Source organism: Chromobacterium amazonense (assembly GCF_001855565.1).
Classification (GTDB): Bacteria; Pseudomonadota; Gammaproteobacteria; order Burkholderiales; family Chromobacteriaceae; genus Chromobacterium; species Chromobacterium amazonense.
Map to the genome: position 1 here is coordinate 208,038 of NZ_MKCR01000003.1, position 21,678 is coordinate 229,715.

General features: G+C 59.4%; 23 protein-coding genes. 8 read left to right on the forward strand and 15 right to left on the reverse strand.

Annotated elements, in window-relative coordinates:
- Window positions 1-11 precede the first annotated feature (11 nt).
- Window positions 12-578, reverse strand: a complete 567-nt coding sequence (locus BI343_RS02870) for a TetR/AcrR family transcriptional regulator (protein ID WP_071108579.1) — start codon at window positions 576-578, stop codon at window positions 12-14.
- A gap of 99 nt (window positions 579-677) precedes the next feature.
- Here BI343_RS02870 and BI343_RS02875 point away from each other — a divergent pair, with 99 nt between their 5' ends.
- From BI343_RS02875 to BI343_RS02890, 4 genes are all read left to right on the forward strand, one after another.
- Window positions 678-1,145, forward strand: coding sequence for a nuclear transport factor 2 family protein (locus BI343_RS02875; RefSeq protein ID WP_071108580.1), 468 nt, complete (start codon window positions 678-680; stop codon window positions 1,143-1,145).
- Window positions 1,146-1,226: 81 nt separating this feature from the next.
- Window positions 1,227-2,687 (forward strand): TldD/PmbA family protein, encoded by a 1,461-nt coding sequence (locus tag BI343_RS02880; RefSeq protein WP_071108581.1) that lies wholly within the window; start codon window positions 1,227-1,229, stop codon window positions 2,685-2,687.
- Window positions 2,684-4,003: a TldD/PmbA family protein gene (locus BI343_RS02885; protein WP_071108582.1), complete on the forward strand. Its 1,320-nt coding sequence runs from the start codon at window positions 2,684-2,686 to the stop codon at window positions 4,001-4,003. Before BI343_RS02880 ends, BI343_RS02885 begins: the two co-directional genes overlap by 4 nt.
- Window positions 4,004-4,175: 172 nt before the next feature.
- Window positions 4,176-5,630, forward strand: a complete 1,455-nt coding sequence (locus BI343_RS02890; protein ID WP_071108583.1) for an aminoacyl-histidine dipeptidase — start codon at window positions 4,176-4,178, stop codon at window positions 5,628-5,630.
- 62 nt (window positions 5,631-5,692) lie between these two features.
- Here the strand turns inward: BI343_RS02890 and BI343_RS02895 are convergent, their stop codons facing one another.
- The 4 genes from BI343_RS02895 to BI343_RS02910 form a co-directional block, all read right to left on the reverse strand.
- Window positions 5,693-6,268, reverse strand: coding sequence for an ion channel (locus tag BI343_RS02895; RefSeq protein WP_043627637.1), 576 nt, complete (start codon window positions 6,266-6,268; stop codon window positions 5,693-5,695).
- Between the two features lie 2 nt (window positions 6,269-6,270).
- Window positions 6,271-8,121, reverse strand: coding sequence for a 1-deoxy-D-xylulose-5-phosphate synthase (dxs, locus tag BI343_RS02900; protein ID WP_071108584.1), 1,851 nt, complete (start codon window positions 8,119-8,121; stop codon window positions 6,271-6,273).
- Between the two features lie 65 nt (window positions 8,122-8,186).
- On the reverse strand, window positions 8,187-9,083 hold the full coding sequence (locus BI343_RS02905) for a polyprenyl synthetase family protein (protein ID WP_071108585.1): 897 nt from the start codon (window positions 9,081-9,083) through the stop codon (window positions 8,187-8,189).
- Window positions 9,073-9,306 (reverse strand): exodeoxyribonuclease VII small subunit, encoded by a 234-nt coding sequence (locus tag BI343_RS02910; RefSeq protein ID WP_043627642.1) that lies wholly within the window; start codon window positions 9,304-9,306, stop codon window positions 9,073-9,075. The genes BI343_RS02905 and BI343_RS02910 overlap by 11 nt, the downstream gene beginning before the upstream one ends.
- Before the next feature lie 151 nt (window positions 9,307-9,457).
- Here BI343_RS02910 and BI343_RS02915 point away from each other — a divergent pair, with 151 nt between their 5' ends.
- Window positions 9,458-10,294 (forward strand): SDR family oxidoreductase, encoded by an 837-nt coding sequence (locus BI343_RS02915; protein WP_071108586.1) that lies wholly within the window; start codon window positions 9,458-9,460, stop codon window positions 10,292-10,294.
- A 219-nt stretch (window positions 10,295-10,513) separates the two neighbouring features.
- Here BI343_RS02915 and fliD read toward each other — a convergent pair whose 3' ends face one another.
- The gene (gene fliD, locus BI343_RS02920; protein ID WP_071108587.1) at window positions 10,514-11,905 is read right to left on the reverse strand and encodes a flagellar filament capping protein FliD; all 1,392 of its coding nucleotides are present in this window, start codon (window positions 11,903-11,905) and stop codon (window positions 10,514-10,516) included.
- Between the two features lie 347 nt (window positions 11,906-12,252).
- Here fliD and cysD point away from each other — a divergent pair, with 347 nt between their 5' ends.
- Window positions 12,253-13,179, forward strand: a complete 927-nt coding sequence (gene cysD, locus BI343_RS02925; protein WP_071108588.1) for a sulfate adenylyltransferase subunit CysD — start codon at window positions 12,253-12,255, stop codon at window positions 13,177-13,179.
- Complete coding sequence (gene cysN, locus BI343_RS02930; RefSeq protein ID WP_071108589.1) at window positions 13,179-14,618, forward strand: sulfate adenylyltransferase subunit CysN; 1,440 nt, start codon at window positions 13,179-13,181, stop codon at window positions 14,616-14,618. The genes cysD and cysN overlap by 1 nt, the downstream gene beginning before the upstream one ends.
- Window positions 14,619-15,257: 639 nt before the next feature.
- On the opposite strand, the gene BI343_RS19930 is transcribed toward cysN, so the two are convergent.
- From BI343_RS19930 to BI343_RS02965, 9 genes are all read right to left on the reverse strand, one after another.
- Window positions 15,258-15,416: a hypothetical protein gene (locus tag BI343_RS19930; protein ID WP_169828971.1), complete on the reverse strand. Its 159-nt coding sequence runs from the start codon at window positions 15,414-15,416 to the stop codon at window positions 15,258-15,260.
- Window positions 15,413-16,762: a replication initiation factor domain-containing protein gene (locus BI343_RS02935; protein WP_083340771.1), complete on the reverse strand. Its 1,350-nt coding sequence runs from the start codon at window positions 16,760-16,762 to the stop codon at window positions 15,413-15,415. The genes BI343_RS19930 and BI343_RS02935 overlap by 4 nt, the downstream gene beginning before the upstream one ends.
- Window positions 16,763-17,203: 441 nt before the next feature.
- Window positions 17,204-18,106 (reverse strand): zonular occludens toxin domain-containing protein, encoded by a 903-nt coding sequence (locus BI343_RS02940; RefSeq protein WP_071108591.1) that lies wholly within the window; start codon window positions 18,104-18,106, stop codon window positions 17,204-17,206.
- Window positions 18,106-18,240, reverse strand: a complete 135-nt coding sequence (locus BI343_RS20530) for a hypothetical protein (RefSeq protein ID WP_280513312.1) — start codon at window positions 18,238-18,240, stop codon at window positions 18,106-18,108. Before BI343_RS20530 ends, BI343_RS02940 begins: the two co-directional genes overlap by 1 nt.
- An 11-nt stretch (window positions 18,241-18,251) precedes the next feature.
- Window positions 18,252-18,608 carry a DUF5455 family protein gene (locus BI343_RS02945; RefSeq protein ID WP_071108592.1) on the reverse strand — a complete coding sequence of 119 codons (357 nt, stop codon included), beginning with the start codon at window positions 18,606-18,608 and terminating at the stop codon, window positions 18,252-18,254.
- Window position 18,609: 1 nt separating this feature from the next.
- Window positions 18,610-19,959, reverse strand: a complete 1,350-nt coding sequence (locus BI343_RS19525) for a hypothetical protein (RefSeq protein ID WP_139165623.1) — start codon at window positions 19,957-19,959, stop codon at window positions 18,610-18,612.
- Window positions 19,960-20,039: 80 nt separating this feature from the next.
- Window positions 20,040-20,276 (reverse strand): hypothetical protein, encoded by a 237-nt coding sequence (locus BI343_RS02960; protein WP_071108595.1) that lies wholly within the window; start codon window positions 20,274-20,276, stop codon window positions 20,040-20,042.
- A 115-nt stretch (window positions 20,277-20,391) separates the two neighbouring features.
- A complete protein-coding gene (locus tag BI343_RS19935) occupies window positions 20,392-20,529 on the reverse strand; it encodes a hypothetical protein (protein WP_169828972.1) in 138 nt (45 codons plus the stop codon).
- Window positions 20,526-20,858: a single-stranded DNA-binding protein gene (locus tag BI343_RS02965; RefSeq protein WP_071108596.1), complete on the reverse strand. Its 333-nt coding sequence runs from the start codon at window positions 20,856-20,858 to the stop codon at window positions 20,526-20,528. The genes BI343_RS19935 and BI343_RS02965 overlap by 4 nt, the downstream gene beginning before the upstream one ends.
- A gap of 296 nt (window positions 20,859-21,154) precedes the next feature.
- On the opposite strand from BI343_RS02965, the gene BI343_RS19530 reads away from it, so the two are divergent.
- Window positions 21,155-21,562, forward strand: coding sequence for a hypothetical protein (locus BI343_RS19530; RefSeq protein ID WP_139165624.1), 408 nt, complete (start codon window positions 21,155-21,157; stop codon window positions 21,560-21,562).
- Window positions 21,563-21,678 lie beyond the last annotated feature (116 nt).

Genomic DNA, 21,678 nt, shown 5'->3' on the forward strand with positions numbered 1-21,678 from the left:
CCCGGCTGCCGTCATCTTACCGTCAGCAATGGGATCACCTGGCGCAGCGCCGCTATCGCCGCGTCAGGCGAGCCCTCGATCTGAGCGCGGACAATCGCGCCATCTGCCGCAAGCGCCAGCATGCCGGCTTGCCGCGCCTGTTGGTCGCCCTCCGGCAGCAGCGAAGCTATCGCCTGGCGCATCTCCGTTTTATGGCGCCGGGCCGCATCGGCCACCGCGGCATCGGCGGGGATTTCGCCCAGTCCGTTGATGAAGGCGCAACCGCGGAAATCCGCGCTGGCGAACCATTCCGCCAAGGCATCCGCCAGCGCTGCCGGACCGGCTTCGGCATGGCGATTCAAGGCATCCTGAAACCACTGCATCCATAGCTGGTGACGCTGCTGCAGATAAGCCAGGATCAATTCGTTCTTGCTGGGGAAGTGGCGGTAGAAGGTGACTTTGCTGACGCCGGACTCCGCGATGACGCGGTCTATGCCACTTGCGCGGATGCCTTCCAGGTAAAACAGGCGGTGGGCGGTGGCAAGAATGCGCTCGCGCGGCGGCAATTCGGCGATGAGGCTGGAGGCTGGGGTAGGCATGGCGATGATTGTAGACAGATTTGTCTACTTTGGTATAGGCTCATGCCAGGTAGACAGACCTGTCTACCATGTCAAAACGCAGCCAAGGGGAGAAATATTTTGGAAAGCCGCCCGCCATTGCCGCCATTCAGTCGTGAAACCGCCATCGAAAAGATCCGCCTGGCCGAGGATGCCTGGAACAGCCGCGATCCAGCGCGCATCGTGCTGGCCTATAGTCCCGATACCCGCTGGCGCAACCGCGTCGATTTTCCGCAGGGCCGAGCGCAAGCGCAGGCGCTGCTGGAGCGCAAATGGCGGCGTGAGTTGGATTATCGCTTGATCAAGGAGTTATGGGCCCATGATGGCCATCGCATCGCCGTCCGCTTTGCCTATGAATGGCATGACGATGCCGGGCAGTGGTACCGCAGCTATGGCAACGAGAATTGGGCGTTCGCGGCGGATGGTTTGATGACGCATCGCCACGCCAGCATCAACGACCTGCCTATTCGCGAGGACGAGCGCAAGTTCTTCTGGCCGCTGGGCCGCCGCCCGGACGGCCATCCCGGGCTGAGCGAATTGGGTTTGTAAAGCCGGCAACATTCGATGGACAGGGCAAGGTGTGACTGATTAGTATGAATGCCTTTGGCATTTCCTTGTCTGGAGCTATCCATGCTTGAAACCATCCGTCGGCGCTTCCAGGCGCTGCAGCCCCAAGCGGATTTCTGTTCCTTGCGCTATGTGGAGGAAGACAATGAGCGCTTGTCCGTCCGTCAGGGGAGGCAGCAGCCGCTGACCCGCCGCCATGATCGCGGCGCGATGATCGCCGTGTGCGATGGCGGCGGCTATGGCTACGCCGCCACCGCCGATTTGAGCGAGGCGGGCCTGCGCGCCGCCTTTGAGCGTGCCCGCGGCTGGGCGCGCGCCACCGCCAGCCATGGCGTGTTCGACTACCGGCAGATTCAACTGCCCAAACCGCAAGGCCGTTATCAGGGCGCGGGCAGCGACGCCGCGTCCGTGTGGCCGCGCGCTTCGCTGCTGGATCTGCTGCTGAGCGAATCGGCCGCTGCCAAGGGCAACGACAGCCGCGTGGTGGACTGGTCGGCCAGCCTGTTCCGGCAGGACATCCATCAGTTGTACCTGACTTCCGACGGCGGCGAAGCCGAGCAGCATCTGCGCGCGTTGACGCCGTCCCTGGTGGTGACCGCGTTTGCCGAGGGCCGGGTGCAAACCCGCAGCCTGGGCGGCCAGTACGGCGGCCTGGGCCGTCAAGGCGGCTTGGACCTGATCGCCGAGGCCGGCCTGCGCGGCGCGGGCCGCCGCGTGGCAGACGAGGCGCTGCAACTGCTGTACGCGCCTAACTGCCCCAGCGGCAAGATGGATCTGCTGCTGATGCCGGAACAGATGATGCTGCAAATCCACGAGAGCATCGGCCATCCGCTGGAGCTGGACCGCATCCTGGGCGATGAGCGCAACTATGCCGGCACCAGCTTTGTCACGCCGGACATGTTCGGCCATTACCGCTATGGCTCCGAATTGCTGAATGTCACGTTTGATCCCTTGCTGAGAAACGAACTGGCCAGCTATGGCAGGGACGATGACGGCAAGCCGGCCGAGAAGGTCTGGCTGATCCGAAACGGCATTCTGGAGCGGCCGCTGGGCGGCGACATTTCCGCCGCGCGCGCCCGTCTCAATGGCTTTGCGCTGGATGGCGTGGCCAATAGCCGCGCCTGCAACTGGAATCGGGCGCCGATAGACCGCATGGCCAACCTTAACGTGGAGCCGGGCGACCAAAGCCTTGCGCAGCTGGTGGCCGGCATCGAGCGCGGCGTGCTGATGCAGACCAATGTCAGCTGGTCCATCGACGACTCGCGCAACAAGTTCCAGTTCGGCTGCGAGTGGGGACAATTGATCGAGAACGGCGAGCTGAAAGGCGTGGTGCGCAATCCCAACTATCGCGGCATTTCCGCCAATTTCTGGCGCTCGCTGAAGGCGGTAGGCGATGAAAGCACCTTCAATGTGATGGGTACGCCGTATTGCGGCAAGGGGGAGCCTAACCAGGTGGTGCGAGTGGGGCACGCCTCGCCGGCCTGCGTATTCGGCGACGTGGACGTATTTGGAGGAGCGGCATGATGCGCGCGCATTTGCAAGCATTGGCGGCGGCGCTGAGCGCCCTGCTGCGTGAGGGGGAAGGCTATACCTTGTGGCTGGAGGCGGAGCGGACCGATTTCGTTCGTTTCAATCACGGCAAGGTCAGGCAAGCGGGAGCGGTGGAGCAGGCGTATCTGGACATGCGGCTGATCCGAGGCCAGCGTCAGGCCACGCAGCAATTGTCGCTCAGCGGCGGTCCGGATGATATGGCGCTGCTTGAGGCGGCGCTGCCGGAATTGCGCGCTGCTTTGGAGCAAGTGCAGGATGACCCTTTCCTGCTTTTGAACGAACAGCCGCAAAGCAGCGAGCGCATAGGCCAGCACGCGCTGCCGCCGGCGGAAACCATGGTCGCCGATATTCTAGCCGCCGCGGAAGGCCATGATCTGGTGGGCATCCTGGCCAGCGGCCAGATGAGCTTCGGCTTCGCCAACCATCTGGGCCAGTTCAACTGGCAGCAAGGCGAGAGCTGGAATTTCGACTGGAGCCTGTATTCGCATGGCGACAAGGCGGTCAAGCGCAGCCAGGCCGGCACGGCTTGGGACGGCGCGGCGCTGCGCGGCGTCATCGACGAGGCGGCTGGGCAATTGGAGTGGCTGAAGCTGCCGGCAAAGACGCTGGAGCCGGGCGAGTATCGCGCTTACTTCACGCCCAGCGCGCTGGGCGCGCTGCTGAACATGCTGAACTGGGGCGGGGTGTCGGAAAAAGAAGTCCGCAGCAAGCGCAGTCCGCTGCTGAAGCTGGCGGAGGGCGAGGTCAAACTGTCGCCGCTGGTGCATCTGGCGGAGGCGGGAGGCGAGGGCTTGTCGCCCTTGTTCCAGCGCGAAGGCTTCATCCGGCCGGAGCGCGTGGAATTGATCTCCGGCGGCGAGCACCGCAACAGCCTGATCGACCCGCGCAGCGCGCGCGAGTATGGCCTGCAGCCCAATACGGGCAGCATGGAGTTTGCCGAGGCCATGCAGCTGCAAGCCGGCGATCTGCCGCGCGACCAGGCGCTGCAGGCGCTGGGCACCGGCGTCTACCTGTCCAATCTGTGGTATCTGAACTTTTCCGACCGCTCGGCTTGCCGCATAACCGGCATGACCCGCTTTGCCTGCTTCTGGGTGGAAGACGGCAAGATCGTCGCGCCGCTGGGCGTGATGCGCTTCGACGATAGCCTGTTCAGCCTGCTGGGCGAGCAGCTGGAGGCGCTGACGGCCGAGCGCGAACTGCTGGTGGATGCCGGCAGCTACGGCGGACGCGCCACGCAGAGCAAGCTGCTGCCCGGCGCCTTGGTCAAATCCTTGCGTTTCAGTCTGTAAAACCGCACGCCGGCCGCGGCGGCGATCATGGCAATGAGCATGACGTTGCCGCGGCATCGTGTTAAAGTGAAACACTATTTTCCGGCCTTCGCCGCAATGGCGAATGTAGTATACGGCGGCGTGGCAGTGCTTGAAATCGGCCGCGTCGCGACATCGAATCAAGGAATACGCTGTGACCGACATCGCCCAACTCGAACCCAAAGCCGTCTGGGAACATTTCCAAACCCTGTGCGACATTCCGCGCCCGTCCAAGCATGAAGAGCAGGTGCGCGACTACATGAAAGGCTGGGCGGAGCTGCGCGGCCTGGAAACCGTTGTGGACCAGGTGGGCAATCTGATCATCCGCAAGCCGGCCACTCCGGGCTATGAAGACCGCGCCGGCGTGGTGCTGCAAGGCCATCTGGACATGGTATGCCAGGCCAATAGCGGCACCGAGCACGACTTCTTCAAAGACCCGATCCGCCCGGTGCTGAAGGATGGCTGGCTGGTCGCCGAGAACACCACGCTAGGCGCCGACAACGGCATCGGCGTGGCGCTGGGCATGGCGGTGCTGTCCGGCGACGACGTCGCCCACGGCCCGGTGGAAGTGCTGCTGACGCTGGACGAAGAGGCCGGCATGGGTGGGGCGCTGGGCCTGGAAACCGGTCTGCTGCAAGGCCAGTACCTGATCAATATCGATACCGAAGAGTGGGGCGAGTTCTACATGGGCTGCGCCGGCGGCGTGGACGTGAACGTCACCCGAGAATATGCGGCGGAAGCGGTTCCGGCCGGCTTCCAGACTGCCAGCCTGACCATCAAGGGCTTGAAAGGCGGCCACTCCGGCGCCGACATCCACCTGGGCCGCGGCAACGCCAACAAGCTGCTGATCCGCCTGATCCGCGAGCTGGAAGCGGAAACCGACCTGCGCCTGGCCTCGCTGAAGGGCGGCACCGCCCGCAACGCGCTGTCGCGCGAAGCCTTTGCCGTGGTGGCCTATCCGGCCGCCGATGCGGCCAAGGTGGCGGCCAAGCTGGACGCGTTCCAGGCGCTGATGCGCTTCGAACTGGCCGGCGTGGACGAGGGCGTGGTGGTGCTGTCCGAGGCCGCCGCCGCAGCCGATGTGCTGGCCCGCGCCGACCAAACCGCCATCCTGTCCGCGCTGCATGCCGCGCCGCATGGCGTGAAGCGCATGAGCCAGCGCGTGGAAGGGGTGGTGGAAACCTCTAACAACCTGGGCGTGGTGACCGTCGCCGACGGAAAGGTCTTCGCCAACCTGATGGTGCGTTCGCTGCTGGATTCCGGCACCTGGATGCTGGCGCGCGAAGTGGAAAGCCTGTTCAAGCTGGCCGCGTTCAAGGTGGAAATGGAAGGCGGCTATCCGGGCTGGGCGCCGAATCCGCAATCCAAACTGCTGGCTCTGTTCAAGGATGTGTACCGTCAGGAATTCGGCGGCGAAGCCGAAGTGCAGGTGATCCACGCGGGTCTGGAATGCGGCATCCTGGGCTCCAAGTACCCGAACCTGGACATGGTGTCCTTCGGTCCGAACATCCGCGGCGCGCACGCCCCTGGCGAGCGCGTGGAGGTGGAATCGGTCGGCAAAGCCTGGCAGTTGCTGCAGGCGGTGCTGAAAGCCATCCCCAAGGGTTGATTGCGACGCCTTGGAATAAAAAAAGCCGGACAGATGTCCGGCTTTTTCATTGTACGATCGGCTCAGCTAGACGGACCCTTCGCGCCGTGCCCGGAAAAGTGCCGGCCGAAGCCAATGATGACCAGCGCGCTGGTAAAAATGATCTGCAAATCCGCCAGCAGCCGGATCGGCCAGTAGGTAGGATACATGTCGCCATAACCCACGGTGGCTGCGGTGGCGATGGATAGATGGAAGCAATCCAGGAACAGCAGCGCGGCATTGCCGTAAAAGTCCGGCAGAAAACCGCCATGGCCGTCATACAGCGCGGTCATGCCGTGAAAGGCGTGACCGTTGACCAGCAAGAGCGCGAACAGGTAGTACACGACAGCGAACTGCAGCACCAGGCCGATGTACAGGCCGATCAGATCGCCCAGCTGGCGCTGGCGCGGCCGGCGCAGGATATGGCGTATGGTGCGGTAGATAGGCAGAAAGAACAGGGTCCAGGCCAGCCACTGTTCGCCCTGGCGCGGCAGCAAGGCATGCAGATTCGCCCCATGCCACAGCCAGGTCAGCAGCACCGCGCTGATCAGCGACAACGCGGTGCTGGCATGCAGCTGCAGCCGCGTTTCCAGCGTGGGAAGCGGCAGCGAGGCCTGCATGCTCAGTCGGCCAGCCGTTGGCGGATGCTGGCTTCGATGCCTGCCGCGTCCAGGCCGCAGTTCTTCAACAGCAGCGCAGGGTCGCCGTGCTCCACGTAGTCGTCAGGCAGGCCCAGCTGCAGCACCGGCACGGTCAGCCGCAGCGCTTGCAGCGCCTCGATACAGGCCGAGCCGGCGCCGCCCATCACCACGTTTTCCTCCACGGTGACGATCAGCTCATGACTCTCGGCAAGCTGGCGCACCAGCTCTGCGTCCAGCGGCTTGACGAAGCGCATGTCGGCGACGCTGGCGTCCAACTGCTCGGCTGCGGCCAGCGCCGGGTGCACCATGCTGCCGAAGGCCAGGATGGCGATCTTCCTGCCCTGGCGGCGCAGCACGCCCTTGCCGATGGGCAAGGCGGTCATCTGTTGCTGAATCTCGGCGCCGGGGCCGGTGCCGCGCGGATAGCGCACGGCGCTGGGGCCATTGTGCTGGAAGGCGGTGTACAGCAGCTGGCGGCATTCGTTCTCATCCGACGGCGCGGCCACCAGCATATTGGGGATGCAACGCAGGTAGCTGAGGTCGAAGGCGCCGGCATGGGTCGGGCCGTCCGCTCCCACCAGGCCGGCGCGGTCCAGCGCGAACATCACCGGCAGATTCTGCAAAGCCACGTCGTGGATCAGCTGGTCGTAGCCGCGTTGCAGGAAGGTGGAGTAGATCGCCACCACCGGCTTCAGGCCGTCGCAGGCCATGCCGCCGGCGAAGGTGACCGCGTGCTGCTCGGCGATGGCCACGTCGTAGTAACGGTCCGGATGCTCTTTTTCGAAGCGCACCATGCCGGAGCCTTCGCGCATGGCCGGCGTGATGCCCACCAAGCGCGGGTCCTGCTTGGCCATGTCGCACAGCCAGTCGCCGAACACCTGGGTGTATTGCGGCTTGCCGGAGCCGCCTTTGCCGCCGGCCAGGCCGTTTGCCGGATCGAACTTGGTCACGCCGTGGTATTTGACCGGATCGTTCTCCGCCAGCTTGTAGCCCTGGCCCTTCTTGGTGACGATGTGCAGGAACTGCGGCCCTTTCAGGCTGCGGATGTTCTTCAATGTATCGACCAGGGCGTCCAGGTCGTGGCCATCTATGGGGCCGATGTAGTTGAAACCGAATTCCTCGAACAATGTGCCCGGGGTGAAGAAGCCTTTGACGTGCTCCTCCATCTTGCTGGCGATTTCCTTCAAGGGTGGGGCGATGCCCAGCACCTTGCTGGAGCCTTGGCGCATCGCGGCGTAGAAGCGGCCGGACATCAGCTTGGCCAGATAATTGTTCAACGCGCCGACATTGGGCGAGATGGACATATCATTGTCGTTCAGGATCACCAGCAGGTCGGTATCCATCGCGCCGGCGTTGTTCAGCGCCTCGAAGGCCTGGCCGGCCGTCATGGCGCCGTCGCCGATGATGGCCACGCTCTTGCGCTCGATGCCCAGGGTTTTGGCCGCCACCGCCATGCCCAGAGCCGCGCCGATGGAGGTGGACGAGTGGCCGACGCCGAAGGTGTCGTACTCGGACTCCTCGCGTTTGGGAAAGCCGGCCAGCCCGCCGAACTGGCGCATGGTGTCCATGCGTTCGCGGCGGCCAGTCAGGATCTTGTGCGGATAGGTCTGGTGGCCGACGTCCCACACCAGGCGGTCATGCGGCGTGTCGAACACGTAATGCAGCGCGATGGTCAGCTCGATGCTGCCCAGATTGGACGCGAAGTGGCCGCCGGTCTTGCTGACCGACTCCACCAGAAATTCGCGCAGTTCGCGCGCCAGCTGCGGCAACTGCGTGCGCGGCAACAGCCGCAGGTCGGCAGGGCTGTTTATGTTTTCAAGCAGAGGATACATTGTTGTGATTCTGCGGATGGGCTCGCCGGGCGGTGGTCCGCCCTGATGGTTTCTCTACGAGCGGTTCAAAACGAGCGGGCGACGATGTAGTCGGCCAGTTGTTTCAGGCGATCTGCCTGCGGGCCAAAGCCCTCCAGCGCGGCGAACGCCTGGTCATGCAAATCCTTCGCCATCCGCTTGGCCTCGGCGAGGCCCAGCAGGCTGACGTAAGTGGGTTTGTCGTGGGCGGCGTCCTTGCCGGCGGTCTTGCCCAAGGTGGCGGTATCGGCCTCGCAGTCCAGGATGTCGTCCACCACTTGGAAGGCCAGGCCGATGCGCTTGGCGAAAGCGTCCAGCGCCTCTTTTTCCTGCGCGTTCAGTTCGCGGCCGGCCATGGCGCCCATCATCACCGCCGCGCGGATCAGCGCCCCGGTTTTCAGCATGTGCATGAATTCCAGCTCCGGCAGCGTCAACGGCTGGCCGACGCTGGCCAGATCAATCGCCTGGCCGCCCGCCATGCCGGCGTGGCCGGAGGCGTGCGCCAGCGCGCGCACCATTTCCAGCTGGCTGGCCGGCGCGATGCCCGGCATGGCTTGCGCGATCAGCTCGAAGGCGCGGGTTTGCAGCGCGTCGCCGACCAGCAGCGCGGTAGCCTCGTCGTAGGCTATGTGGCAGGTCGGCTTGCCGCGGCGCAGCACGTCGTCGTCCATGCACGGCATGTCGTCATGCACCAGCGAATAGGCGTGGATCATCTCCAGCGCCGCGCCGATGCGCGCCAGGTTGTCCTGCTCCGCGCCCACCAGTTCGCCGGCAGCGAAGACCAGCAGCGGCCGCACGCGCTTGCCGCCTTCCAGCGTGGCGTAGCGCATGGCTTCATGCAATTTATGCGGCGCGCAGTCGGCGGAAGGGAGCAAGCGTTCCAGCGCGCTTTCCATGTATTGCTGGATGAAGGTCATCCAGCCGATGAAGGTTTCATTGGCCATTGGGCAGGTCCAGCGTCTTCAGTTCGTTGTTTTCCAGTATTTTCAGCTGCTGTTCCGCGTCGGCCAGCTTGCCCTGGCAGAACTTGATCAATTCGGTGCCTTGCTTGTAGGAGGCGAGGGCGGTCTCCAGCGGCATGTCGCCGCTATCCATCGCCTGGATGATGTCCTCCAGCTGGGCCAGCGCGCTCTCGAAACTAGCTGGGGCTTTGGCGGCTTTTGCCATGGCGGTCTTCCTCGTACGTGTCAGGCCGACATTCTAGTCTAATTCCGCCTCAAAACGACAGTGTCGTCGCCGCTTGCGGGCGATGCGGCGGATTCCAGCGCGGGGCCGATTCGTGTAGGGTAGGTGGCTTATCCACCAAAAGAGGTTTGCCATGACGGCGCAGGCGCGTTCCATTCTGATTACCGGCTGCTCCAGCGGCATTGGCTATCACACGGCCAAGTGGTTTCGCGACAAGGGTTGGCGCGTGTTCGCCAGCTGCCGCAAAACTGAGGATGTGGAAAAGCTGCGGGCAGAGGGTTTCGACTGCCTGCGGCTGGATGTCGACGACACGGCATCGATCCGAACCGCTTTGGACGAGGTGCTGGCCAGAAGCGGAGGGCGGTTGGACGCCTTGTTCAATAACGCCGGTTTCGGCCAGCCCGGCGCGGCAGAAGATATTTCGCGGCTGGCGATGCGCGAGCAGTTTGAAACCAATCTGTTCGGGCCATGGGAGTTGACTAACGCGGTGTTGAAAGTCATGCGCGCGCAAGGCCATGGCCGCATCGTATTCAACAGCTCGATACTGGGCTTTGCCGCCATGCGCTGGCGCGGCGCTTACAATGCCAGCAAATATGCGATGGAGGGATTGTGCGATACCTTGCGGCAAGAGCTGCATGGCACGGACATCCATGTTGCGCTGGTGGAGCCGGGTCCGATCGAGAGCCGCTTCCGGCCCAATGCCTTGGAAAAATTCCTCAAGCATGTCGATATCGATGCCAGCGTGCATCGCGACAACTACCGCAAGCAACTGGAGCGCTTGAAGAAAGAAGGCCATGCCGCGCCGTTCACCTTGCCGGCCAGCGCCGTGGCCGAGTCGGTTTGGCTGGCAGTGACCAGCAGGCGGCCGCGTGCGCGCTACCGGGTGACGTTCCCCACCAAATTGTTCTGGTATTTGAAACGGCTGCTGCCGACGCGCTGGCTGGACGCGCTGTCGCGCGCGAGCGCTTGAACGGGCAGTGCTAGATTAGATTCAGCCAGATAAAGGAAAGGCGCCTCACGGCGCTAATGCCGTTCACTTAAGGATTTTCGGGCGACTTTTCTGGCCTTGAGAGCACAGGAATCCACAAAAAAAGCACCGTTTCCCATGCACGGAGACGGTGCTTTTCTCTTAAGTGAACGGCATTAGCCTCACGGCGCCTTTTTTAGTTTCGACTGCAAGGCTACGCGATCAGGCAATCAGATTGGCCATGCTGGTGGACGCCTGCTCCATCGATGCCAGCTCGCTATTGAGATTGGAATACTCGGTCAACAGGCTGCTTTGCTCGGAGTTGAGCTGGTCCTGCAGGCGCTGTTGCAATTGCTGCTCGGTCGACACCTGGCTGTTCAGATTGTTCTGGCTGATGGTGATCGTGCCAGTCGGCCCCAGCAAGTTGTTGATGGTGCTGTTGAATATATTGCCGACACCTGTGTTTTGCGCATTGCCGAACAGGTTGCTTACCGCTGAGGGATTGGCGGTCAACGCGGCATTGAACGTTGTAGAGTTCAAGGCCAGCGTGCCGTCGACATTCTGGGTGATGCCCACTTGCGCCAGATAGGCATAGGAGCTGACAGGATCGACGCCCTTCATCGGCGTACCTAAGATGCCGGCCAATTGTTGTTGCAAATTGCTCAGGTCGCTGCTGATGTCGGTATTCTGCGGCGTGCTGCCTACGGTTTTTGAGCTACTGGTGGCGGAATTGATCGCGCTCACGACTTGATTATATGCGCCGACGAAACTTTGCAGCGTTGAAGTGATGTTTGCCGTGTTCTGGCTCATGTTGATCGTGGTTTGCCCCACTTTTTCCAGCGTGAGATTGACGCCGTTGATCACATTGCTCACGGTGTTGCTGCCGGAGGAAACATTGACGCCATTGACTGTCATCAGGGCATTGGCGGCGTTGGTAGACTCGCCGGCCGCGGTGGCGCTTTGCTGCAGGCCGGCCAGGGTGTTGCCGGATGTGCTGTTGCTGTCGCTTCCGCCAGCCGTGATGGAGAAAGCGTTGCTGGTGCCGGCCTGCGTGGAATTCAGCACCAACGAATAATTATTGTTGTACTGCACGATGGAGGCGGACACGCCGATGCCGGCGCCGTTGATGCTGCTGGCGATGGACGACAGCGAGACCGCGCTGCCTCCGCTGCTCAGACTCACCGTGCTGCTGGTGCCGCCGACATTGAAGGTCAGCGAAGACGGCGCGCCCGCGATCGCGGCGTTTTGGTCTGTGATGGCGCTGCCATCCGGGTTCTTGTCAAAAACCAGCTGCCGCGCTTGCGCCATTTGCGTCACATTCAGCACATAGGTCCCGGCAGTGCCGCCTGAGGTGGTCGATACTCCCGCGACCGTGGCATCGGAAGACGTCGCGGAGAACTGCTGCAGGAAAGTGCCGGAAGACAGGGTGGACGCAGCCGACTGCAGACTGGACAGCGCAGAACTCACCTGCCCCAGCGTGCTGATCTCAGACTGATAGGTCGATTGCCTTTGTTGGCTTTGGGTCAAAGGCTGAGAGTCGGCTTGAACCAGCTGGCTGACAATGCTTTGGACGTCCAGCGGTCCGGCGCTGGCGCTGATGGATGATGATGACATGAAGACTTCTCCCGTTTCTCGCCGGCGCTGCCATCCGGCGGAAATATTGCGAATTGGGGTGGCTAATCTCGCCAAGTTGTCATCACGAACGGCGTTGTTCTTGTCCGCTCATGCGGAGGATGACACACAATCTCTTCAAGCCATTATCGTCCGCATTCAGAGCAACTTTAAATTTTTGGCTTAACGCAAATGTTAACGGTTATGGACACGGGCTGCACCGTAGATTCCCTTATTCCCACATTTCAATTTTTAAGATTTACTAAGTTTATATTGATATATCCAATTGGTTTTGAACGCGCTGGAACCTTTCCGGTAGATTGGCTGCAACCATAGAACGGGCTGCAAGCATGGATATCGATCAAGCAAGACTGACTCACCTGCAACAATTGGAGGCGGAGTCCATCCACATCATCCGCGAGGTGGCGGCGGAGTTCGAAAACCCGGTGATGCTGTACTCCATCGGCAAAGACTCCGCGGTGATGCTGCACCTGGCGAAGAAAGCGTTCTATCCCGGCAAGCCGCCGTTTCCGCTCATGCATGTCGATACCACCTGGAAGTTCCGCGACATGATCGCGCTGCGCGACAAGCAAGCCAAGGAGAACGGCTGGGACTTGATGGTCCATATCAATCAGGATGGCGTCGACGCCGGCATCAACCCGTTCACCGCCGGCAGCGCCAAGCATACCGATGTGATGAAGACCGAGGGACTGAAGCAGGCATTGAACAAATACAAGTTTGATGCCGCATTCGGCGGCGCGCGCCGCGACGAGGAAAAGAGCCGCGCCAAGGAGCGCGTCTATTCCTTCCGCGACAAGAACCACCGTTGGGATCCGAAAAACCAGCGGCCGGAGCTGTGGAACCTCTACAACGGCAAAATAGACAAGGGCGAGAGCATACGCGTGTTCCCGCTGTCCAACTGGACCGAGCTGGACATCTGGCAATACATCTATCTGGAAAACATCGAGATCGTGCCGCTGTATTTTGCCGCCGAACGTCCGGTGGTGGAGCGCGACGGCATGCTGATCATGATCGACGATGAGCGCATCCTGCAGTATCTGACGCCGGAGGAGAAAGCCCGCATCGAAACGCGCAAGGTGCGCTTCCGCACGCTGGGCTGTTATCCGCTGACCGGTGCCGTGGAGTCCGATGCCGCCACGCTGCCGGAAATCATTCAGGAAATGCTGCTGACCAAGACCTCGGAGCGGCAGGGCAGGTTGATCGACCACGACAGCGCGGGCTCGATGGAAAAGAAGAAAATGGAAGGGTATTTCTGATGTCTCACCAATCCGAACTGATCGCCGGGGATATCCTGGAATACCTAAAGCAGCATGAGAACAAGGACTTGCTGCGCTTCATCACCTGCGGCAGCGTGGATGACGGCAAGTCCACGCTGATCGGCCGCCTGCTGCACGACTCCAAGCTGATTTTCGAAGACCAGCTGGCGGCGATCGAGCGCGACTCGAAAAAGTACAACACCACCGACCAGGAAATCGATCTGGCGCTGCTGGTAGACGGCTTGCAGGCGGAGCGGGAGCAGGGCATCACCATCGATGTCGCCTATCGCTATTTCAGCACCGACAAGCGCAAGTTCATCATTGCCGACTGCCCCGGGCACGAGCAGTACACCCGCAATATGGCCACCGGCGCGTCCACCAGCAATCTGGCCATCATCCTGATCGACGCGCGGCGCGGCGTGCAGACGCAAACCCGCCGCCATAGCTATATCGTCAGCCTGTTGGGCATCCGCCATGTCATCGTCGCCGTCAACAAGATGGACCTGGTGGACTACAGCGAGGAAGTATTCAACCGCATCCGCGACGAATACCTGACCTTTGCCGAGCATCTGGATATTCCCGACATCCATTTCGTGCCGATCTCCGCTTTGCGCGGCGACAACGTGGTCAGCCGCACCGAGGCCGCGCCGTGGTACCAAGGCGCCACGCTGATGCATCTATTGGAAAACATCCAGATCAACCATGACGCCGGCCTGGATGCGTTTCGCCTGCCGGTGCAGTATGTCAACCGGCCCAATCTGGATTTTCGCGGTTTCTGCGGCACCATTGCCAGTGGCGCCATCCATCCTGGCGACCTGATCGTGGCGCTGCCATCCGGCAAGCAAAGCCGGGTCAAGGATATCGTCACCTATGATTGCAAGTTGGCGCGCGCCTCGGCCGGCCAGGCGGTGACGCTGACGCTGGAGGATGAAATCGACGTCTCGCGCGGCGACATGCTGGTACGGGCCGACGAGCAAAGGCCCCATGTATCGCGCAGTTTCGACGCTCATCTGGTGGCGATGAGCGAAGCGCCGCTGCGGCCGGGCAAGGAGTATGGTTTCAAGCTGGCAGGAAAATACGTCACGGGCCGCATCGAGTCCGTCCTGCATCGCACCGACGTCAATACTCTGCAGAACAATCCGGCCGATACGCTGGCCTTGAACGAGATTGGCCTGTGCCGCATCGCGCTGAACAGCTCCGCCGTATTCGATCCCTACCGCGAATGCCGCGGCAGCGGCAGCCTGATCGTGATCGACCGCTTGAACAACGGCACGGTAGCCGCCGGCATGATCCGCTCGCACAATGATGATTCTGCGCTGGCCGAGCTGTCCCAGTGGCAATTGTTTGAGCAGGAACTGGACGTGCTGCTGCAGAAGCATCTTCCGGGGATGAGCCGCCAGGAGCTGGCGAGCAAACTGTTGGGGGACGCTGGCGATTAGCGCGGCCGCTGCGCCATGGAGAATGCCCATGAGCCTGCCGGTTTGCGCCGCCAGGCTCATGGCATATGGGGGCTAAGTATTTGGCGTAAGTGCAGGTTGCAAGGCATTCGCCAGTCTTTGAGGAACGCCTGCCTGCCATCTAGGCCTTGCCAATTGGGGAGCGTTTTTTGACATGCGCTTGGACTCCTCCAGGGGCATTACATCAGCGCCTTGATGTTGTGCAGTTTAGTCAGCGGTTGCGACTCCCTGCCGTGATAAACGCTGCGGGGGTCTAGCACTTGATAAAGATAGTCGCGCTGCGCGCGTAGTTGATCGCAGGTGTATCGAGGCGCCGTCACCTGTATGGGTTGGCGGTTTTCGCTTTGCGCCTTGCGCCTTGATAGCGGCGATGCCGGGGTCGTCTACGTTCAGCATCATGCGTTTGTACGTGGTACCGGCCGGGCAGAATTGTGCGCTGGTGAAGATCGTCGATTCCGTGTTGTCGATCTTGCATTCGATCACGGCTCCGTGAGCGGCTATTGATGCTAAGCCGCTTGCGATGGCTATCCATTTCTTCATATTGTCACCCGTATATATTGAACATCAGCCCGTAGCGGGCTTGCAGGTGGCAATTGTCCCTTTATAAATTCCCATATGTCATTAGATTTCGATCAGTTCAGCTTGACGTTCTGCCAGCTTGTTCGGAATTTCAAAGAGGTTGATTCTCATGCCAGCTTGCTGGGCATGCCAGGGCGGGGCCTCGCCGGTGAGTTCGTCCGGGCTGCATGGCAATGCCGCAATGGGTTGGCTGCGTTTCATGATGCGGCGTTGGTTTGATGGGATGCTTTTAGTATGACTTGATTGTCGTATTTCAGCGGCGTCTGGTTGGGCATAGCATATTTGACATAATATAGATTATACGAACCATCAGACGTCTTCGATATCAGCAGCGCCATGGCCTCGCTGTCCTCCTGTATGCGGCGCTGATACTCGGCGTATGCCTCGCCGGCCTCTGGACACGTAAAGCCGGCCGTCGCGTCGGCGCGGCGTTTCAGCATCAGCACAATGTCGCCCAATTGTGACCAGTCGCCATGCGCATGCACGCCGATCAGCTCTTGCATGAGGCCGTAGTACTGACGGATGAAATGTTGCGCGCGCGTGTCCAGTCTGCTATCGCGGTCGTTCGGCTGAACTTGCAGGCGGCAGCGCTCCGTGGCCACGAAGAAAGGCGCAAAACGGATATACGGCGTCATGGCCCATATGTCCATGAACGCGCCCTTGACGATGCTCTGCCACGCGATCAGCTGCGCGGCGGTACCCTTAGGCCGCAATTGCACCTCGGCGCGCACCCAGCCCGCCAAATCGGCCCGTTTCAGTTGTTTGCCTTTCTCGTACATGCGGAACATGTGGACGTCGCCTGACCCCATGTAAAACGTGCTACCGGCTCCGCTGCCCTTGTCGTCGATTTCCCTGATTTTCGGCTTAGCGCCACGCTGGCCTTGCGTGTTCCAGTTTTCATGAACGGACGTGAGGAATTCAACGCCTTGCCGGTACAGGCCACAGACATTCAGATCGACGCAGACGTCGCCGCGCGACAGGCGGAACGGCTCGGGCCCGAACAGGCGCACAAGCAGCGCTGCAGCCTTGATCGCCAGCGGCCCGGAGCGCTCGAACATCATCGTGCCGCGCTGGGACTCGCCGCCGTGGTAGACAGTGACAATCGCATCGGTCAGCGCGTTGGCGTCGCAGTGAACGGCGAACGCGTACTTGTAACCGAACTTGGCGCGGACATCGACCAGATGGAAGCCGTCCAGGCGCAGCGCCTCCTCGACTTGGTCGGCGTGCAAGGTGGTCGATACCAGTGTCAGCCAGTCCAGCGCCAGACCCAGCGGCTCGCCGGCCGATGACTCGGACGTGCAGGCAATCGACGGCAAATTGTCGAGGGTGTGGCTTTCGACCGACAGGCCGCTATATTGCGTTTTGGAATTAAAAACAGGCAAAACCAGCCGCTCAGTTTGGTTTTTGGAGCCTTGAAAGGTATTTGACCCCCGTGTTACAGGGTACGGGGGTCTAATGTTGGCGTCGCCGACGCTGGCGCGCGCGGACGCGAGTTCGGAAACGGAGTGGAATTCCTGATCGGCAGGAGGTATAGTTCGGGCATGCATCGCAGGGCCTATCTGTGATGTTGGAAGTACCCCGCCAGCTGCTGATAACAGCTCGACGGGTAGATTCTGGAACCCCGGTCAGTTGGCGCTGCCGGGGTTTCTTCATTTCATGATGCGTGAATCATATCCCCGGAAAAGGGATACCGCAAGCAGGGCCTGCCGGCGGCGGACTGGCCCACCGCCTGCGGAGCCGGCAAAGGCCGGCTGTCCTCGGACGCTGGGACAGTCTGGGTATTTCGCGTTAGAGAAACAGGTTAAAAGAAACGAATCGCGCAATAATGTAATAAAAATTAGATCCGTTAAAGAAATTAAGTTGCGGAAAATGGATCTAAATTTGAATTAATAATGCTGGAACAAGGGAGAAATCAGCGCCAAGTAATCGCCAAATAGCATGGAGTCAGAAGCAGCGGCAGGCCGAAGACGATAAGAAGAATGAGGTTTTCAGTTCCCATTTTGAATGCTCCGTAATGATTTGGTGAACAGGGACAGATTCAGGGGCAGTTGATTTGCTGGCTCAAGAGGAGTTCGCATTCGAGGTCGGATTGCTGGACGCTTGTGTAAGCCGAAATAGACAGGTAGCACCATAACAGCAACAAGCAAACAACGAATAGCCAATAACGTGACACGGCGTATTTTCTCCCAACGGGTTAATTCTGGCGGCAAGTAGCGCCCTTCCCTATGCCAATTCGGCAACATGCAGTAAGCCCCCTGTATTTCTGATTCGCCATCCACCTCTAGAATTTCCTGCTCGGTGTCGTAGCATTCGAAGGCTCGCGAGCCGGTGGAATACCATGTGTCCGCTTTGATCGGCGGATTCATGCGGCCATAGAAAACGCGACCGATAAACCACTTGGGCATTTTGAGGCCGGTCAAGCGGGTGACGAATGGAATGGCGAGCTTGTCCAGGCGCAGGCAATCGACGGTGTATTCATGCAGGAGCTTGCGAATCTGCGAATCAAGGGCGTCGATGTCTTGAATGATGATGAAGACGTCCCAGCGCTTTTTACGGGCATGAACGAGCCATGACATGATCGACTTGCGCCCCTTTTCCTGCCAGTCGCGGGAATTGAGGAATACGGCGCATTCGTCCAGCACCAGCGCGCCGAAAGTGTCTTCCGCCCTGCTCTCGCTACCCTTGCCGAGCGCATCCAGATCATAGCCGGTCGGGATGTCCGGCAAGCGGATATAGGTTTGCTTGCTGCGGACATCGGGACAGAGTTTATCAAGACGGATATCGACGTTTCCGGCAATGCGTCTACCCTGCTCTGCATAGGCAATCAGACGGCCAACGCACTGAACCGATTTGCCGCCGCCTAAGTGGCCCGTAACGAAATAGACGGACATTAGCGGTCCTTGAGAATGCGCTTGTCTATGATGTCAAACAAGGCATTCCATACGGTGCAGAGACCGATTCCTGAAAGAATGCCGAACACGTAGGGAATGCAGAAGGCTAATACAAATTCTTGCAGTGTTTGCATGGGTAATCTCCTTAAAATCCCGGATCGTTTTTGCCGTAACCGGTAACGAGTTTTTTGGTTTTCCAAACGAGCCACATATAACCAAATTTGGCGACGCGGGCCGTAATGAGCGCGGAAAGGCAGGATGGCGCGCAATCGGGCAAAACGACCCATGTAGCGGACTGCCATAGTTGAGAATCAGGAACATGGATCATCGCAACAATCAGGCCCATGATAACCTGCTGAAATCCGATAAACGCGGTAACAAGCGCAACGAACAGGGTGATGATAACAGCAATCTCTTTGGCTCGTTTAATGCCGATTTTAGTCAGCACCTCCATGATGAACGCGCCGAATTTATTAAAAAACCACTCGAATATTTTTGCCATTTTAGGATTCCTCGGGCTTGGTTTTGAGGAACATTCCCGCAATGGTTAATGCGGTGATGGAGTACCAGCCATATGAAAGCCCTTCGCGCATTGGAGCCAAATGTTTGCAAATATCAATATCCATGGGAATGACGCCGGCTATACCCATTGGAATGGTCAGGTGAATGGGCGAGCATTCAGGATTGGGGAATAGTTTCTGCAACCAATTCAGGTCCAGTGACGGCATTGACATTCCAGTAATGGCGGAAAAATCCGGGGTATTGTCTGGAATATCTGTACTGGGCTTGTCGGTTTTCTCAGATACGGCGGTGCCGTCGAGGATGGATTTAATGGTATCGAGAACGGATTTTTGCGTGGCCTCCTGCGCAACGCCACATGTCCCTACGTCCTGACATGTCACAGGCGGATTTTGCGTACCGGTTCCAGTTCCTGCACCCGTACCCGCACCGATCAAATCGCCGATTTTATTACCGTCCTGAACGGTTTGAGATTTAACCACCATGGCACCGCCACCGGATGCGCCAGTCACATAATCAATATCGGTGGATACGGTCTGGATTTTGCCATTCGAGGAATTGCCCAACGTCAATATGCGTGAACCGGTCGGGGTTGGCTGTATCGCGGCCTCAATGTCGTCTTTGGAGGGAGGCTGAACCACAATAAAACCGCCACGCGTTGAAACTCGAGTGCCATCACCGGCAGTCACATAACCGGCCTTCATGCCAGCTATACATGAAGGGTTGGTATTGTCGAACGAGAAATTGCCAGCGGCGAAATAAGCCTCACAGTCCATACCGGAAGGTTTTTGAACGGCAGACGGATCAGATAAATTGCAGGTATCCGCACCAGTGCAGCTATAACCACTAGGCGCAGGTTGATTATTAGGAACATTGCCATCAATAGTACCGCCAGCTGAATCAGAAATACACGAACCATAGGCATAACGAACATCAGGATATCTAGATGCATACAGTTGACGACAATATGAAGAACCATATGACTGACGACCGGCAGCACTGCCAGGACTAGGAACAGTTGGCGGCGGAACAGGTTTGCCCGATGCCGGATCGCGCCCCCAATTCGGCGGCTGAGCCATGCCTCCTGGGCTAGTGGCGACAGGAACAGGCCCCTGATTAGTACAAGTGGAACAAGTAGCAGCGGCAGACGCACCAATGGTGATGGCCGCGCCGGTAATGACCTGGCCAACAGTAACGCCCTCGAGCGCGACACCGGCCAGCTCTATCAGGCCGGCAACGAGTGGAACAAAGGCATACGCGCGAATCGGCAAGAACGTGAGGTTGAGGGTTACAACGGCAAGAAGAATATGACGGGCAAAGGGAATTCTGGGCATGGCGCAGCCTCTGTGTGAAAACGGCGCCCCCTCTGCGAGGGGGTGCCGTTTCCCCTTCGAGGGAGCGCCAAGACGGGGAGTTAACCGATTTTCTTGAACAGCTTTTTGGCGATGCCGAACACAACCAGCACGGCCACGACGAACAGGACGAACGGAGCGACCGCGCCGGCTTGGCTGGTAGCCTGCGTCTGGACTGCCGTACCCATGGCGGTAAGCTGGCCGGTCAGATCGGGCAGAGCCGCACCGTCGGCGAATGCCGCAACGGAAGCGAGAGACGACGCAAGAGCGACGAGGAACTGCTTAGCAGTGAGTTTCATAGGATTTTCTCCAGTAGGGATTTTGCCGACCTGAAAGACAGGCCGACCAGAAAACCCACGCCCCAACAGCAGGCGAGGGACAAAGCAACTAGGGATATTTCGGTTACAGACATCGTCATCGCTGCTGCCCCGAGAAAAAGCCGATGGCGAAGGAAACAAACATCGCAACAACGAGCATCAGCTCATTTGTGTTGAAGCCGCCCACCGCTGAAACGGCGGCAGCGACCGGAGCAGATGCGTTAACGGGGTTCATTTGCCGGCGCGCTCGAAAAGGGTTTTCTTGAGCAGCGGCGCGAAATGGTCGATGGGAATCAACCGCATATTCATTTGCACCGCCGAACCGTAATTGTTGAATCGGCATGCAAAAGGGTGAATAGTGTAGTCGCCCGGCTCATAGGGTTTTTGCCCCTTTTCGAGGCTGACTTGCGAGCGATACGGGTGACGGTCTTGATTGCCGTCCTTATCGACGCCATAGACCCAAACCGTTTGTTCGGGGATTTGGAATTCTTGGCCGTCCGATTTGCGGCGAACGGATTTCAGGCGAACTTGACCATCTTCGGGCTCAATACGAACGAGCAGCATAGCTATACTCCCTTAACGTGATGTAGAAGCGTCATTACGGCGCGGCGGCTGATATACCGGCTGGGGCGGCTGGGCGGGCGGAGTGTAGGGAACCGTCGCAGGCGCTGCCGGCGTGTTTACGATGTAAGTCATGGGTACGGGTGCATACATGTCGAGCCGACCGCCGGCAAAGGCGGCGGGTGCGGCCAAGATAAGCAGTGCGAACTTTTTCACGATAAAAGTCCCTAATGGGGGATACGTGAATATTAGAATATCCCCTTTTGGGGGATGCAATATGGACAAAAGGACAGTTGACAATGAAGACTTTTGCTGAATACGTGGAAGATATTAAGGAAAAAGAAGGACTTACGACAGATTATGCAGTTGCAAAACTACTGCTAATCGACCCAAAGAAAATGGGTTACATGCTAAGCGGTAAAAGATATCCACCACCAGTAACGCCGTATGTGATAGCGGATATCCTCGGTCTCGATTCGCGGGAGGTATGTGCTTGTTTGGCATACGAACAGACAAAGGACGAGCTGCAACGTGAATACCTGAAAAGCGTTTTTTTTCGGCATTCGCGGCGCGTTGCCGCTTTATTCCTAGCGATTACGATGTGCGCAGGCGCAACAAGTTCCGAAAAGTCTTTGGCGTCTAATTTTATGACAAACAATATGACAGAATCACAGATTATGCGAACAAATGGGCGCAACGATACTTGAAGTCAATCACCCAAGCTTAGCGCCGACTTGCCGTACTCAAGTACTGCCTGTCTTATAGCGGGCATCAAAAAACGCCGTCCACTATTGGGTGGACGGCGTCGTTATGGTTAGCCCCT